This window comes from Desulfobacterales bacterium (genome assembly GCA_034520365.1).
Classification (GTDB): Bacteria; Desulfobacterota; Desulfobacteria; order Desulfobacterales; family Desulfosalsimonadaceae; genus M55B175.
In genome coordinates this window covers 474,552-488,653 of sequence record JAXHNP010000002.1, presented here as the reverse complement: position 1 = coordinate 488,653, position 14,102 = coordinate 474,552, and the positions used below count along the sequence as shown (strand labels likewise).

Below are 14,102 nucleotides of genomic sequence, written 5' to 3'. Positions count from 1 at the left end.
AATTTCACCGCATCTACTGCGTCAAATAATGTCTCGCATAGGCAACTATAGCTCGCCGTCATTTTCCTTGTATCTGCGGCGAACTTGAAAATCGCTCAATTTAGGTCAAATTTTAAATCAACCGGCATTTTTTGCAAGGTATTTTAAGCCCTGCGGTAAGCGCAGCATGACCTTAAAATTTCATGTAATACTTAAAGAAAAAATAATAAAGCGCCGATATTCCGTTTAATTTGAATATCGGCGCTTTTAAGTAACCTACGGGCTAAAATTTTCTGAGTCCCCTTAAATGCCCTCGGCGTTTACTCTACAGAGGGCATGGAGCCGGTCATCTCCGGGCTTGGGCTGCTGGTTTCGGGCATATTGATTTCAACATCGCCGGCCTCTTTAAGATTTTCAACATAGCTGGGCAGCTGTTCTTTGACTTTCTGCTGTTCAAGCTGCTGTCTGATTTGATCTTTTACCTCGTCAAAGGTTTTCTTGGAAGCCTCTTTCTTGTCCTCTGCCTTGATCAGATGGTAGCCGAACCGGGTTTCCACGATATCGCTGACATCACCGACCGCCAGAGAAAAAGCCGCTTCTTCAAAGGGTTTGACCATCTGGCCTTTGCTGAAATAGCCGAGGTCGCCCCCCCGCTCGCTGCTCGGACATTCGGATTCTTCTTTGGCGACTTCTGAAAATTTCTCGCCCCCTTCAATCCGTTCTTCAAGCTCTTTGATCTTTTCCTTGGCTGCCTGCTTTTCGGCTTTATCCGCCTTTTCATCCGTTTTTATCAGAATATGACGGGCTTTTACCTGCTCCGGAGTTTTGAACTGCTCCGGATTGTTTTCGTAGTAAGCCTTTATTTCGTCTTCAGTGATATTGATATTGGACGCAATTTCCTGCTCAATCAATTTTTGTATGGCCATGTTTTTTTTGATTTCGCTGCGGAGCAGCTCTTCGGTGTAGCCCAGGGCGGAGAGCTGCTGTTTGTATTGCTCTTCATCCGGAAACTGCTGCTTGAACTGGTCCATCTGGGAGTCAATGGTGCCTGGGTCAACTTCCATGCCAAGCTCCTGGCTTTTCTGATAAAGCAGCTCCTTTTCGACAATGTTATTAACCATATCCTCCTTGATGCTGGCCAGACGCTGTGCATCCAGCTGCTGGCCGGAGCTGGCGGCCCGCTTTTTGATCAGCTCAAGTTTCTGGTCGAGTGTTTGCTGAGGGATTTTTTCCCCGTTGACGATAGCTATATAGCTGCCCGACTGCTCTTCTGTTTTGGCCTCTTTTTCATCTGCCGTGCAGGCCGGCGAGGCCAGCAGAAACGCAAGGCTTAGAATGATCACTGTATTGGCTATGATCCGCATAAAACATCCTCCTTAATCTTAAATCTTATTATACTATTATGTTTTGGCAAATCCGTGTGTGACGGCGTTTTCTGGGGAAAAGCACCAAACTCTCCGAATCCATACATCGCCTGTGTGTGACCTACAGCCCATCAGGCATTATGGATCCGAAAAAAACATAATGGTGGTGGACTATAGAATGGGAAGACAGGATGTGTGAATAAAAATGGTCGGGACGGCAGGATTTGAACCTGCGACCCCAGCGTCCCGAACGCTGTGCTCTTCCAGACTGAGCCACGTCCCGACATTTGGTAGCCATTTTTATGGCATAAAATTCCCACTGTCAATTAAAAATTTAATTCTAATCCCGCTTGTCAAGGATGTCAAAATTAATTGTCAGGTCACAATCAGATCCCGGCAAATGAGTTCTTTAGCACAATGGTTTCCTTTCGTCCGGGTCCTATGGATATAATATCAATGGGCGTCTCGGTTAGGGCCTTGATACGGTTTAAGTAAGACTTGGTGTTTTCCGGCAGGTCTGCATAGGTTCGGATGCCCGAAATATCCTCGCTCCACCCGGGAAGGGTTTCATAGACCGGCTCGCAGTCGCCAAGAATTTTTAAATCCGCCGGAAATTCCGTAACCGACTTTCCCCCGCAGGTATAGCCGGTACAGATTTTTATCTCATCCAGACCGCCCAGCACATCCAGCTTGGTAATGGCCAGACCGGTCAGGCTGTTTAGACGGACGGCATTTCGCAACATCACCGTATCCAGCCAGCCGCACCGGCGCTTTCGGCCGGTGGTCGCCCCGAATTCAGCGCCTTTTTCCTGAATCTGATTACCGATTTCGTCAAACAGTTCAGTGGGAAATGGCCCCTGCCCCACCCGCGTGGTATAGGCTTTGGCAATTCCCGTCACATCGCTGATCTGTTTCGGCCCGACGCCGGCACCGCAGCAGGCATTGCCGGATACGGTATTTGAGGAGGTCACATAGGGGTATGTACCGTGGTCAATATCCAGATGGGTGCCCTGGGCGCCTTCAAACAGCACCTGCCCGCCTTCCCTGACTTTTTGGTCAAGAAAGACCGATATATCGGAGATATACGGGGCAAGCCGCTCCCGATATCCGGCATGCTCGGAAATAATATCCTCCGCAGATACCCCGTCAGCCGAATAAAACTGTTTGAGGGTGAAATTTTTTTCTTCTGCCGCGGATTTCACTTTTTCGGCAAATATCTCTTCATCGGCTAAATCAATAAACCGGATACCCCGGCGTGAGGCCTTGTCCTCATAACAAGGTCCGATGCCCCGGCCGGTGGTGCCGATCCGTTGCTTGTGATTGGCGGCTTCCCGGGCGGCATCCAGTTTTTTATGGTACGGCATGATAACATGGGCTTTTTCGCTGATCTTTAATTTTTCCGGACTGACATCTATGCCTTTTTTGATTAAATAATCGATTTCCGAAATCAGCACCTCCGGATCCACCACCATGCCGTTTCCGATAATACAGGTTTTGCCCTGGAGAATGCCGGAGGGGACCAGGTGGCTGATAAACTGCTCCCCATCCACTACCATGGTGTGGCCTGCATTATTGCCCCCCTGAAAACGGACAACAATGTCGGCATATTCTGCCAATAGGTCAACGATTTTTCCCTTGCCTTCATCCCCCCATTGGGTTCCCACAATGACGATATTTGCCAATGTTATCTCCTTTTTTGTTATTGATCATCAAGAAATCCGCTCTTCTGATTCCGCCGTTTCAGCTTGAAAAAGTCATGCATCAGCTGTCTGCATCCGGGCTCGCACACGCCGGCAATAATTTCCGGATGATGATTCAGCCGCTCATCCGCAGCCAGTTGGTAAAGTGAGCCTGCAGCCCCCCATTTGGGATCCGCTGCGCCGAAAACCACCCGCTTGATCCGGGCATGAATCAGCGCCGCCATGCACATCACACAGGGCTCAATAGTGACATAGAGCGCCGTGTGTGGCAATCGATAATTTTGAAGCCGCTGGCCTGCTTTTCGCAAAGCCAGAATCTCCGCGTGGGCGCTGGGATCGCAAAGCTGGATGGTTTGGTTATAGGCTGAAGCAACAATTTCGCCGTCAGCGTCTATCAAAACCGCCCCGACTGGGACTTCATCCGCTTTAAAAGCTTTTTCAGCCTGGGCAAGCGCCTGTTTCATATAGTTTTCATGGGACATTAACATGACTTGCTTGGTAACGTATAATTTATACTATAAAAGCCGGCGAGTGACATATTATCGTTCAAATAAAGCGTCAAGGGGCAACAGCACAAAAGTTAATACACAAAAGTTAATATTGACATCATTTTTTCATTCACGTATATGCAATCAAACATTAAGCGCCCGTAGCTCAGTTGGATAGAGTGCCGGACTACGAATCCGTAGGTCGCAGGTTCGAATCCTGCCGGGCGCGCCACAAAAAACAAACGGGGTACGGTCATGCACCAGGCCCCGTTTTTTATTTCCAAGCCTGTATATGGCACGTTAGACATATAGCATACTGGACATATCCGGACAATTATTTCCTCTTTAAAATTCAGCGGCTCTCCCTATGAAGCAACATATTTCAGTCACAGTAAGGGCTTATGAGGAGTTGAATGCCTATTTGCCCGCAGTCCACCGGAAAACGGATTTCTCGGTGAATTTGGAAGCTGGCGCCGATGTCCGATGTCTTCTTTCGCGGCTTGAAATTCCGGAAGCTCAGGTGGATTTGATTCTGGTGAACGGTCGTTCGGCGGCGCTTGACCGTTTGCTTGAAAACCGAGACCGGATAGCGATTTATCCGGTTTTTGAATCCCTGGACATATCCAACGCCTCCCGAATCCGTCGCTCGCCCCTGCGGCGCCCTAAATTCATAACTGATCAGGATCTCAATGGATTGGCCGAGGGGCTTCGATCCATGGGATTTGATGTGCTTAGCCGCTCGCGGGAAACTTCGAAAGAAGATGTTGAACAGTTGAATAAAGATGGTTGGATCTTGCTGACCCAGGATTCCGGGTTTGCAGCAGAAAAAGCCTTTGACCGGATCCTTCTGATTAAGGCATCTATCCCCGCATCACAGGTGAAAGAAGTTGTTAAAAGGCTTGATCTGAAGGGAATATGGTGCCGAAGGGGAGATTTGAACTCCCACGGGGTAACCCCCACTAGACCCTGAACCTAGCGCGTCTACCAATTCCGCCACTTCGGCACGAGCACTCAAATCAGGGATTGATTTGAGTTAAGTTTTTTTATATATATTTTTTTCCGTCGGCTGTCAATATCATAATTTTAAAAAATACTGGATAAATTGACCATGGAACTGATTACAGACCTGGATGAGATAAAAGCGCCTTACCCGAACGCGGTGATTACGATCGGTAATTTTGACGGGGTGCATAAGGGACACCAGGCCATTCTCCACCAGGTTATTGAGCATGCGGAAACGATTAACGGAACATCTGTTGCCATTACCTTTGAGCCCCATCCCATGAAGGTGCTTAGCAGCAACGGCTCTCCGCCCCTGATCACACTATATGAGCAGAAAATCGAACTGATTGAGCAGACCGGCATCGATGTGCTGGTGTGTATCCCGTTTAACCGGGAGTTTGCCGCAATCACTGCTGAGACATTTGTCGAGGACCTGTTGATTCAAAAAATCGGAATGAAGGCGATTGTCATCGGCAAAGACTATAAATTCGGCATAAACCGGGAAGGCAGTGTGGCGTTTTTGCAACAGCGGGCCGATCAGTATGGCATTGAAGTGATCGTTGCCGACTGGATCCCGATTTCACATCAATATCTGGAAAGGATCAGCAGTACCCGGGTGCGCGAGATTGTAACAGAAGGCCGGGTGGAAGACGCCAGGCACCTGCTTGGCCGGTATTACCAGATTCGCGGCGAAGTGGTCACCGGCCGCCAGCGCGGCGGCCCGATGTTAGGGTTTCCTACCGCCAACATTAAGCTGATTGACGAACTCTGCCCCAAGACGGGGGTATACGCTGTCATCGTGGAATGGCGGAAAACCAAATACAAGGGTGTGGCCAACATCGGATACGCGCCCACTTTTGATGATCACCTCTTCACGGTTGAAGTGTATATATTTGACTTTAAGCAGAATATTTACGGCGAAGCCATCCGGGTGAATTTCATCCGGCGCATCCGGGATGAAAAGAAATTTGCCGGCATTGATGAGCTGCACGATCAGATCAGCAAAGATTGTGACCATGCCAGACAGATCCTGTCTGATCTCTGATCTGGGCATGATATAAACGCAGGGGAATAGCATTATGATCCTTGAAATTTTAACTTATCCCGATGATTTTCTGCGCCAGCCGACCCAAAATGTGGAAACAATAGATGACAGGGTTCAGGAAATCATTGAAAATATGGCTGAAACCATGTACCAGGCGCCGGGCGTGGGGCTTGCCGCGATTCAAGCGGGTATTGATGAGAGCATCATCGTCTACGATCCTTACGCGGATCCCGACAAAAGAAATTATAAAACCTTGATTAATCCAAAAATTATTTCCAGCGAGGGCGAAACCGTTTCGGAGAATGAAGGCTGCCTGAGCGTTCCGGATTTTCGCTCAGATGTAAAGCGGGCGGAAAGTGTGGTGGTCGAAGGGCTTGACCGGACCGGAAAAGCGGTCCGAATCAATGCCAATGGCCTGCTTTCGGTGATTCTTCAGCATGAGATCGATCACTTGCGCGGCATCCTGTTTATTGACCGGATCAGCCCGTTAAAACGGGAATTGTATAAAAAGAAGCGTAAAAAGGCCTTAAAGCACAGTGAAGCATAAACCCAGCATCATATTCATGGGCACGCCGGATTTTGCGGTCCCTGCCCTTGCCGCCCTCGCTGATTTCGGCTGCCGGATTCCGCTCGTGGTTACCCGGCCGGATCGGCCCAAAGGCCGGGGGCGCAAGCTAACCTCCCCCCCGGTAAAAAAAGCCGCCGAAAATTTGGGTTTGCAGATATTGCAGCCGGAGGCGACCAAGTCAGACGCCTTTTATCAGGCGATAGCTGAGCATCATCCGGATATACTGGTTGTTGTGGCCTTTGGTCACATCCTGCCCAAACGCGTCCTTGAGATTCCCCCATACGGGGCAATCAATGTCCATGCCTCGCTCTTGCCCAAATACCGGGGGCCGGCCCCGATCCAGTGGGCGGTCATAAACGGGGAGAAAAAGACCGGGGTAACCACCATGCTAATGGATGCCGGCCTTGACACCGGCGAGATCCTGATGGCATCAGAGACGCCGATACATCCGGATGACACGGCAGGCACGCTCCATGACCGCCTGGCGCAAGCCGGGGGCGCGCTTCTCAAGCAAACCATTGCCGCGCTGCAAGCCGGTACATTGCAGCCTGTGCCGCAAAATCACGGCGAAGCGAGCTATGCGCCCATGCTTAAAAAAGCAGACGGCCGGATTGACTGGTCGCAGCCGGCCGAGCATATTGAGCGGCAGATCCGCGGCATGAATCCATGGCCGCTTGCGCACTGCTTTTATGAGGACCTCCGTTTGAACATATTCAAAGCAGAAGTGCGGCCCGCCACCCGCGCGGCCGTACCCGGCACCGTGATTCCCGGCTTTTCAAAGGAACTTCGCATTGCCGCAGGCCAAGAGGCCCTATCCCTTCTCGAACTTCAGGCCGCCGGGGGCAAACGATTGCCAGTCGGCGATTTTTTAAGCGGCATGCATATACCTGAAGGCGCCGTACTCAAATAATCAGCAGCTTATGATGCCTGAGCCAACAGGAGATGACATAGCCGCCAGAAAACTCGCCCTGGATATTTTAAATCATCTGGCGCGAAGCGATGATATGCTGGATACGGTCATGGAAAGATTTGCCGGCGACCAGGCGGATCTCTCAGCCGAAGACCGGCGCCTGGCAAATGCCATTGTTTTCGGGGTGATGCGCCGGCGCCGCCTTCTCGACCAGCTGATTAAACAGCATGCCGCCCTGCCCCCGGCCAGGATATCGCCGGAAATCCGAAATATCCTGCGCATTGCCCTGTTTCAGATTTTTTATCTGGATCGGGTGCCGGATTTCGCATCCGTCAATACCGCGGTTGAGATGGCCAAGCGATTCGTCTCCCTTAAATCAAGCCGGTTTGTCAACGGGCTTTTAAGAAACACGCTCCGGAACCGGCCGGCAGATATCCAATCGATCCTGCCGGCGGATCCGGTTTCAGCCCTGGCCATCAGCCAGTCTTTTCCGGACTGGCTGGTCCACCGCTGGGCCAATCGATACGGGCTTGAAAGAACCCGCCGGCTCTGTGCGGCCATGAACGAGATCCCGCCGGTAACCGTAAGGGTCAATACATTAAAAATCAGCCGGGATGAATTGCGCAACACGCTTTCCGGGATGTGTGAGCGGGTTTTTGAAACCGAATACGCGCCCGCCGGCCTTTCTTTTATTGGCCCTGCTGCGCCCATCGATCATCTGCCGCCGTTTCAGGAGGGGTTTTTTACTGTTCAGGATGAAGCCGCACAGGTGGTGACCCATCTTCTTGGCCCGAAACCGAATGAAAATATTCTTGACGCATGTGCCGGATTGGGCGGCAAAACCGGCCATATTGCCCAACTGATGGGAGATACCGGTCGTATTCTGGCCATTGACAAGGACATTGAAAAGCTTGAAAGACTGACCGATGAGATGGCAAGGCTTGAAATTCGCAATGTGAGCGTATGCCGAATGGATCTGAACAAACCTGACCGCCCGCCACAGGATTCACGGTTTGATCGGGTTCTTCTGGATGCGCCCTGCTCCGGGCTCGGTGTGATTCGGCGCAATCCGGATATCAAATGGGCGGCCCGCAAAAAAGAGTTAAAGAGATTTGCGGACCGGCAGCTGCGGTATTTGGATGCGGTATCGCAATGGGTTGCCCCGTCCGGTGTTCTGGTGTATGCGGTATGCAGCATGGAACCTGAAGAGACAGACCGGGTGGTTGAAATTTTTCTGGAAAAGCATCCGCAATTTGAATTGCAGGCCCCGGATCAGGGCGAGTTGGGAAACATTCAGCCTATTTTTGACGGCAGCGGATTTTTCAGAAGCCTGCCGCATATTCACGATATGGACGGTTTTTTTGCCGCCAGGCTGAAAAGACGATAATGACGCGCTCAATTCTTAAATTTTTTTTCCTGATGGCTGTTTTTTTCGGTATTGCCGGCATCAGTGCCTATCTGACGCTCACCCTGGTGATTGAAAGTGAAGAGACCGTGGTGGTGCCGGAGCTTGAAGGTAAAAATGCCATCAATGTTCTGGAACTGTTGTCTGATCTGGGGCTTAACACAAAAGTCAGGGGCTCGGAATACAGCCCTGAGGTACCGCGCCATCATGTGATCTATCAGGACCCGGAGCCCGGCACCATGATTAAAAAGGGCCGGGATGTCAAGGTGGTGCTTTCCAAAGGCTCGCAGACTTTGGCTATGCCGAACCTGACGGATCTTCCCCGGCAGCAGGCGGAAGTGATTCTGGCAAACAACGGCATTGAATCCGGCGTAATCACCCGCACCTACAGCCAAACCATCAAGAAGGATTATGTGATCGCCCATACGCCGGCTGCCGGCAGACCTGTTAAGCGGAACGAACCGGTTGATCTATTGATCAGCCTGGGACCGCGGCCGACGGAATATGTCATGCCTGATATAGAAGGCATGGGGCTTGAGGAGGCGGTTCAGATCATTGAACAATACGGCTTGACCCTTGGTGAAATCCGTTCGGTTTACCATGAGGATCAGGCGGCCAATATCATTATTGATCAGAAACCCTTTTCAGGCTATCATGTGCAGCCGGATCAGGAAGTTGATCTGTCGGTTAACCGCTGGCACCGCAAAAAGGGGCCGGATTCGTCATATAGCGATAACGGGGAGGTGCTTTTCCGCCATCAGCTACCGCCCGGTATTTTAAAGCAGCATATCCGGGTTGAGTTAAACGCGTTTGGCACCTCAAGTGTTATTTATGATGAATTAATGGCCCCCGGCCGGGAGATATGGGTCATGGTGCCCCGGCATTTTGATGCGGCGGTTTTTTTGTATCAGAACGAGAAGTTGATCAGAACGGAAATCTATTAGCTGTATTTGAGGATATGGAATGGAAAAGCTGATTGCCCCCTCGATATTATCGGCGGATTTCGGCCGGCTGGCCGAGGAAATCCGGGCAGTGGAAGCCGCCGGTGCGGACTGGATTCATGTGGATGTAATGGACGGGCATTTTGTCCCCAATATTACGCTGGGCCCCATGATTGTGGAATCCGTGAATCAGGTCACCGGCCTGCCCCTGGATGTGCATTTAATGATCGAAAATCCGGACAAGTATATCCCGGATTTTATCAAGGCGGGCGCGGATCTGGTCTCCGTTCATGTGGAAACCTGTCCCCATTTGAATCGTACCATCGATTTAATCCGTACCGCCGGATGCCGGGCCGGCGCGGTGCTCAACCCGGCCACACCGCTTGCGAGCCTTGAGTGGACGCTGGAATACCTGGATTTTGTGCTTTTAATGAGTGTTAACCCGGGTTTCGGCGGGCAATCATTTATTCCGAACACACTGGATAAAATCCGCCGCTTAAGGGCCATGATCGAAGAAACCGGCCAGGACGTGCGGATCCAGATCGACGGCGGCGTGAACAAAAACACCATCCAGGATATTGCCGGTGCCGGCGCTGACGTGTTTGTGGCCGGCTCGGCGATTTTCGGTACCGATGACTACGCTGCCACCATTAAAACATTCAGGGATCTCCTGGGAGGCTGAAAATGCCGCGAAAAATCCTTGTTCTGCACGGGCCGAACCTTAATATGCTCGGCAAAAGAGAGCCGGGTGTCTACGGCGATAAAACGCTCCAAGCGATCAACGAGGCCGTTACCGCGCATGCCCGGCAATTTGATATGGCCGTAACCGCCATGCAATCCAACCATGAAGGCGAACTGGTGGCGTCCATTCAGGAAGCAGACGCAGCTTACCAGGGGATTATCATCAATCCCGCGGCCTATACCCATACGAGCATTGCCATCCGGGATGCCATTTTGACCACTGATCTGCCGGTCATCGAGGTGCATATCTCTAATATTTACAAGCGGGAGTCCTTTCGCCATCAGTCCCTGATATCGGATGTGGTTACCGGCCAGATTGCCGGATTCGGTGCCAACGGCTATGTGCTGGCAATCACGGCCATGGCAGAGCTGCTTTCCGATGCCGGCGCTTAATGGCCGCGGATGGGTAGCAAATGAAGCGTCCCCCTGCCTTTGCCGCCATTTTTGCAATTGGCCTGTTTGCCGCCCAGGCCGTTTTCACCTTTTTTGTCTACCAGTCCAATACAGCTCTTCTAAATCGCCTTGAAGCAATTGCCGGGGCCGGATATCTGGTTGTACCCAACACCCGGATCATGGCCTCGCTGGATGCATTTCTGCCGGCATTCTGCGGCGGGCTTTTTTTTACGTTGACCGCAGGGGCGGGTCTTGTGCTGGGTTCTTTTATTCTGATTTACCTCTGGCGGTTTGTTCTTGCCGGCCGGCCGGAAATTTTTCTGATTATGGTGATCCTATGGGAGATAGGCATCTATAAAGCCGCCCGGACAGGCGCTCCGATTTTGTTGACCACTGCCTTTACCGGCCTCCCCTTGCTGATTCTGGCCCTGATGGTTAAATGGACCAAGGCGTCTGAGAGGGTTGCGGGTTGGCGATTGGCCCTGCCCCATTTGCTGGCGATCCTTGTTATTGCCGGCATCTGGATGCCGAACCTCAATGCGGAGGTATTTATCAACATCCGGGATCAGATTCTCTTAAGTAATCCCGTGGGGCAGAAAATTAATTCATTTTATTACCGCTATACCCTGTATCCGGCTGAGGCGTTTAAATCGCTCAGCCAGAAACAGATAAACCCCGCACACATTCAAATCAGCGAGCCCGGGTTGTTTGCAGAGATTGAAACCGCCCTTCGCAGTAAGGACTATCTGAGGATTCCACCGGATTTTCCGGCGGATCTAACCGTCAGAAAAGCGAACGAGGGGCTTTTGTTTGCGCATAAGGCCCAAAATATCTTAGAGATTTCTGTTTCCCGGTTTTTGCGCTCACCCAGGGAAACGTTAAGAAATTTTTCCCAAAAGACCGATCAGATGCAGTTTCTTCGGCAGTTTACTTTTTTCAGCCTGATTATTGCCTCCCCTTTGCTGCTGTATTTTTTTGTTTATGCGCTGGTTTTTGGCTTATTTTTCTGGATCCGGAGACCGCTCAGGCGTCAGGCGTTTGCCGCTTTTGCTTGTGTGTTTTTTGCGGCAGCCGGGGCTTTTGCCTTATACCCCGTTCAGGCAAATACCCGGCCTGATCCGAATCCGGCCGGCCTTGCCTCAAAACTTAAGTCTGACAGCCGGGAGCAGAGAATTCAGGCCCTGAAAATAATTGATGATAAGGATGTGCCGATTTCCGATTATGAAACGGCGTTAATCAGGCTTGCTAAAAGTTCGGCAGTCGCGGAACGCTACTGGGCCGTCAAAGCCATGGATAACAGCGATTCAACAGAGACTTACCAGATCCTCCTTAAACGCCTTCATGATCCGCATCCCAATGTGGCGTGCATGGCGCTCTACAGCCTGGGCCAGCGGAATGCGGAGCGGGCGATTTCAGAAATAAAGCATGTGCTAAGGAACTCAGACCATTGGTATGTTCAGTGGTATGCCTATAATGCGCTAAAGGAATTGGGATGGGTTCAGCCGGAATCGATTTAATCCCTCTGCTTCTCTGCGCTGGCGCGGTAATCGCCCTGGAAGCAGCCGCCCAGTGGATCAATGCCGACCCGCTGATGGTAACTGCCGCCATCCGGCTGATCGATATCTGCCTGGTTTTGGGGATTATCTATATATTTCATCGCCGGATAAGCATCATCGGCCTATCGCTCAAAACCGCCGCTTCTGGCATTTGGCATGGAGTGCTGTGGGCTGGAGGTTTTGGGGGGTTGGTGCTTGTCGTTTCAGGAATTTTGTATGTTTTCGGTATATCCCCCCTTTCGTTGATCCAGATTCAAGTGCCTGAGAATGCCGGCCGATTAATCCTTTTTATCATCATCGGCGGTGTCATCGGTCCCGTGGCTGAAGAGTTTGTATTCCGCGGCCTATTTTACAGTTTTTTAAGACGCTGGGGGCTGCTGGCCGCGCTTATCGGCAGCACCGCCCTGTTTGTTCTGGCCCATCAGCCGGCCGCTGGCATACCGGTTCCGCAGATTGTCGGCGGCGTCGTTTTCGCTCTTTCCTATGAAGTTTCAAAGAGCCTTATCACGCCAATGATCATTCATGTTTCGGGCAATCTGTCGCTTTTTATGCTGGGGCTTATCGATCAGCTGTTTTGACCTAAATAGAGGCTGATAAATGGTTATCAGCCAGGGCGTTTTCGATTCATTAATTCCGCCGCTCCAGTACCTTCCGCACAGTAACCGCCAGATCCTTCAGGGTTCAGGACAATTTTTCCTTCAGGATATTTAGCATCCGCCTGATCGGCTCAGCCGCCCCCCACAGGAGCTGATCCCCCACCGTATAAAGGGTGAGATACTCCCGGCCCAGGTTCGGATGACGGAGCCGGCCCACCGGAACATCGAGTTCGCCGGTCACCGCCGCCGGTGTCAGCCGCTTCATGGTTTCTTCCTTGGTATTGGGGATCACCCGGACCCAGTCGTTGGATTCGCGAATCATGGATTCAATCTCATCTAACGGCACCGCCCGGGGCATTTTTATGGTCAACGCCTGGCAGTGGCAGCGCATGGCGCCGATGCGCACGCAGATGCCGTCTATCGGAACGGGCGGATCATTATTTAAAATTTTATTGGTCTCTGCATATCCCTTCCACTCCTCTTTGGACTGCCCGTTTTCCACTTCGCTGTCAATCCAGGGGATTACGCTGCCGGCCAGAGGCACACCGAAGTTGTCCACCGGAAATCGGCTGTCCCGCATATGCTCGATCACCCGGCGGTCAATATCCTGAATCGCGGAGGCCGGATTATCAAGCAGATCTCCGGCTGCGTTGCCGATGGCCGCCATCTGGCTCACCAGCTCACGCATATTTTTGGCGCCCGCACCGGATGCGGCCTGATAGGTCATTGAGGTGACCCATTCAATCAGGTTGGCCTTAAAGAGGCCGCCAATGGCCATCAGCATCAGACTGACCGTACAGTTGCCGCCGATAAAGTTTTTGATCCCTTTTGAGAACGCCTCGTCAATAATGGCCTGATTGACCGGGTCCAGTACGATAATGCTGTCCTCAGCCATTCGGAGGGTGGATGCCGCATCCACCCAATATCCCTGCCAACCGGCGGCGCGCAGTTTTTCATATACAGCCTTTGTATAATCCCCGCCCTGGCAGGTCAGAATAATATCCATTTCGGCAAGGGCCCTGGTATCATGGGCATCTTTTAATGGCGGCAGGTCGACTCCAATATCCGGGCCTTTCTGCCCCATCTGCGAAGTTGTAAAGAACAGGGGGGATATGCCCTGAAAATCATTTTCAGCGCGCATCCGCGCCATCAGAACCGAGCCGACCATTCCCCGCCAGCCGACAAATCCTACCTTTAGCATGCTGTTTTCCTTTCCATATCTTTTAATCCGAAATATTTTGGTTTAATCAAGATGACGGCCTTTGCGGCTGAATCGCAATGACGCCGATGAATTACTAACCTAAAAAGATTCATCAATATTTGTCAACACCAACATTGCCAATATACACGGTAAATTTGTTCTATCTATTTTTCAGGCGGGCACGGTGGCCCGCCCTACGAATGGGGAAAAACC

At 51.4% G+C, this 14,102-nt stretch carries 13 protein-coding genes and 3 tRNA genes; 10 read left to right on the top strand and 6 right to left on the bottom strand.

Annotated elements, in window-relative coordinates:
* Positions 1–299: 299 nt before the first annotated feature.
* The 4 genes from U5L07_02420 to tadA all read right to left on the bottom strand — a co-directional run bounded on the left by U5L07_02420 (position 300) and on the right by tadA (position 3,525).
* The gene (locus U5L07_02420) at positions 300–1,343 is read right to left on the bottom strand and encodes a peptidylprolyl isomerase (GenBank protein ID MDZ7830585.1); all 1,044 of its coding nucleotides are present in this window, start codon (positions 1,341–1,343) and stop codon (positions 300–302) included.
* A 206-nt stretch (positions 1,344–1,549) separates the two neighbouring features.
* A tRNA-Pro gene (locus U5L07_02415) sits at positions 1,550–1,626 on the bottom strand.
* A gap of 103 nt (positions 1,627–1,729) precedes the next feature.
* On the bottom strand, positions 1,730–3,025 hold the full coding sequence (locus U5L07_02410; protein MDZ7830584.1) for an adenylosuccinate synthase: 1,296 nt from the start codon (positions 3,023–3,025) through the stop codon (positions 1,730–1,732).
* A 17-nt stretch (positions 3,026–3,042) separates the two neighbouring features.
* Entirely contained in the window at positions 3,043–3,525 is a 483-nt protein-coding gene (tadA, locus tag U5L07_02405) for a tRNA adenosine(34) deaminase TadA (protein MDZ7830583.1), read from the bottom strand.
* Positions 3,526–3,686: 161 nt separating this feature from the next.
* On the opposite strand from tadA, the gene U5L07_02400 reads away from it, so the two are divergent.
* A tRNA-Arg gene (locus tag U5L07_02400) sits at positions 3,687–3,763 on the top strand.
* A gap of 684 nt (positions 3,764–4,447) precedes the next feature.
* On the opposite strand, the gene U5L07_02395 is transcribed toward U5L07_02400, so the two are convergent.
* Positions 4,448–4,534: transfer RNA gene (locus U5L07_02395), tRNA-Leu, on the bottom strand.
* Between the two features lie 105 nt (positions 4,535–4,639).
* Between U5L07_02395 and U5L07_02390 the strand changes: the two genes are divergently transcribed.
* From U5L07_02390 to U5L07_02350, 9 genes are read left to right on the top strand one after another with little or no spacing between them, the layout of a single operon-like run.
* A complete protein-coding gene (locus U5L07_02390; protein MDZ7830582.1) occupies positions 4,640–5,578 on the top strand; it encodes a bifunctional riboflavin kinase/FAD synthetase in 939 nt (312 codons plus the stop codon).
* Positions 5,579–5,612: 34 nt separating this feature from the next.
* Entirely contained in the window at positions 5,613–6,125 is a 513-nt protein-coding gene (def, locus tag U5L07_02385) for a peptide deformylase (protein MDZ7830581.1), read from the top strand.
* The gene (gene fmt / locus U5L07_02380) at positions 6,115–7,056 is read left to right on the top strand and encodes a methionyl-tRNA formyltransferase (protein MDZ7830580.1); all 942 of its coding nucleotides are present in this window, start codon (positions 6,115–6,117) and stop codon (positions 7,054–7,056) included. The genes def and fmt overlap by 11 nt, the downstream gene beginning before the upstream one ends.
* A gap of 13 nt (positions 7,057–7,069) precedes the next feature.
* Positions 7,070–8,443: a 16S rRNA (cytosine(967)-C(5))-methyltransferase RsmB gene (rsmB, locus tag U5L07_02375; protein MDZ7830579.1), complete on the top strand. Its 1,374-nt coding sequence runs from the start codon at positions 7,070–7,072 to the stop codon at positions 8,441–8,443.
* Complete coding sequence (locus U5L07_02370) at positions 8,443–9,405, top strand: PASTA domain-containing protein (GenBank protein ID MDZ7830578.1); 963 nt, start codon at positions 8,443–8,445, stop codon at positions 9,403–9,405. Before rsmB ends, U5L07_02370 begins: the two co-directional genes overlap by 1 nt.
* Positions 9,406–9,424: 19 nt before the next feature.
* A complete protein-coding gene (gene rpe / locus U5L07_02365; GenBank protein MDZ7830577.1) occupies positions 9,425–10,084 on the top strand; it encodes a ribulose-phosphate 3-epimerase in 660 nt (219 codons plus the stop codon).
* A gap of 2 nt (positions 10,085–10,086) precedes the next feature.
* Positions 10,087–10,536, top strand: coding sequence for a type II 3-dehydroquinate dehydratase (gene aroQ / locus U5L07_02360; protein ID MDZ7830576.1), 450 nt, complete (start codon positions 10,087–10,089; stop codon positions 10,534–10,536).
* 20 nt (positions 10,537–10,556) lie between these two features.
* On the top strand, positions 10,557–12,053 hold the full coding sequence (locus U5L07_02355) for a HEAT repeat domain-containing protein (GenBank protein ID MDZ7830575.1): 1,497 nt from the start codon (positions 10,557–10,559) through the stop codon (positions 12,051–12,053).
* Positions 12,029–12,670, top strand: coding sequence for a CPBP family intramembrane glutamic endopeptidase (locus U5L07_02350; GenBank protein ID MDZ7830574.1), 642 nt, complete (start codon positions 12,029–12,031; stop codon positions 12,668–12,670). Before U5L07_02355 ends, U5L07_02350 begins: the two co-directional genes overlap by 25 nt.
* A gap of 103 nt (positions 12,671–12,773) precedes the next feature.
* Here the strand turns inward: U5L07_02350 and asd are convergent, their stop codons facing one another.
* Positions 12,774–13,889, bottom strand: coding sequence for an aspartate-semialdehyde dehydrogenase (gene asd / locus U5L07_02345; GenBank protein ID MDZ7830573.1), 1,116 nt, complete (start codon positions 13,887–13,889; stop codon positions 12,774–12,776).
* Positions 13,890–14,102 lie beyond the last annotated feature (213 nt).

Bases quoted from the DNA above. Each gene is read 5' to 3' on its own strand.
- U5L07_02420 (MDZ7830585.1), bottom strand. From the start codon at position 1,343: ATGCGGATCATAGCCAATACAGTGATCATTCTAAGCCTTGCGTTTCTG.
- tadA (MDZ7830583.1), bottom strand. From the start codon at position 3,525: ATGTCCCATGAAAACTATATGAAACAGGCGCTTGCCCAGGCTGAAAAA.
- U5L07_02390 (MDZ7830582.1), top strand. From the start codon at position 4,640: ATGGAACTGATTACAGACCTGGATGAGATAAAAGCGCCTTACCCGAAC.
- def (MDZ7830581.1), top strand. From the start codon at position 5,613: ATGATCCTTGAAATTTTAACTTATCCCGATGATTTTCTGCGCCAGCCG.
- rsmB (MDZ7830579.1), top strand. From the start codon at position 7,070: ATGCCTGAGCCAACAGGAGATGACATAGCCGCCAGAAAACTCGCCCTG.
- U5L07_02370 (MDZ7830578.1), top strand. From the start codon at position 8,443: ATGACGCGCTCAATTCTTAAATTTTTTTTCCTGATGGCTGTTTTTTTC.
- rpe (MDZ7830577.1), top strand. From the start codon at position 9,425: ATGGAAAAGCTGATTGCCCCCTCGATATTATCGGCGGATTTCGGCCGG.
- aroQ (MDZ7830576.1), top strand. From the start codon at position 10,087: ATGCCGCGAAAAATCCTTGTTCTGCACGGGCCGAACCTTAATATGCTC.
- U5L07_02355 (MDZ7830575.1), top strand. From the start codon at position 10,557: ATGAAGCGTCCCCCTGCCTTTGCCGCCATTTTTGCAATTGGCCTGTTT.
- U5L07_02350 (MDZ7830574.1), top strand. From the start codon at position 12,029: ATGGGTTCAGCCGGAATCGATTTAATCCCTCTGCTTCTCTGCGCTGGC.
- asd (MDZ7830573.1), bottom strand. From the start codon at position 13,889: ATGCTAAAGGTAGGATTTGTCGGCTGGCGGGGAATGGTCGGCTCGGTT.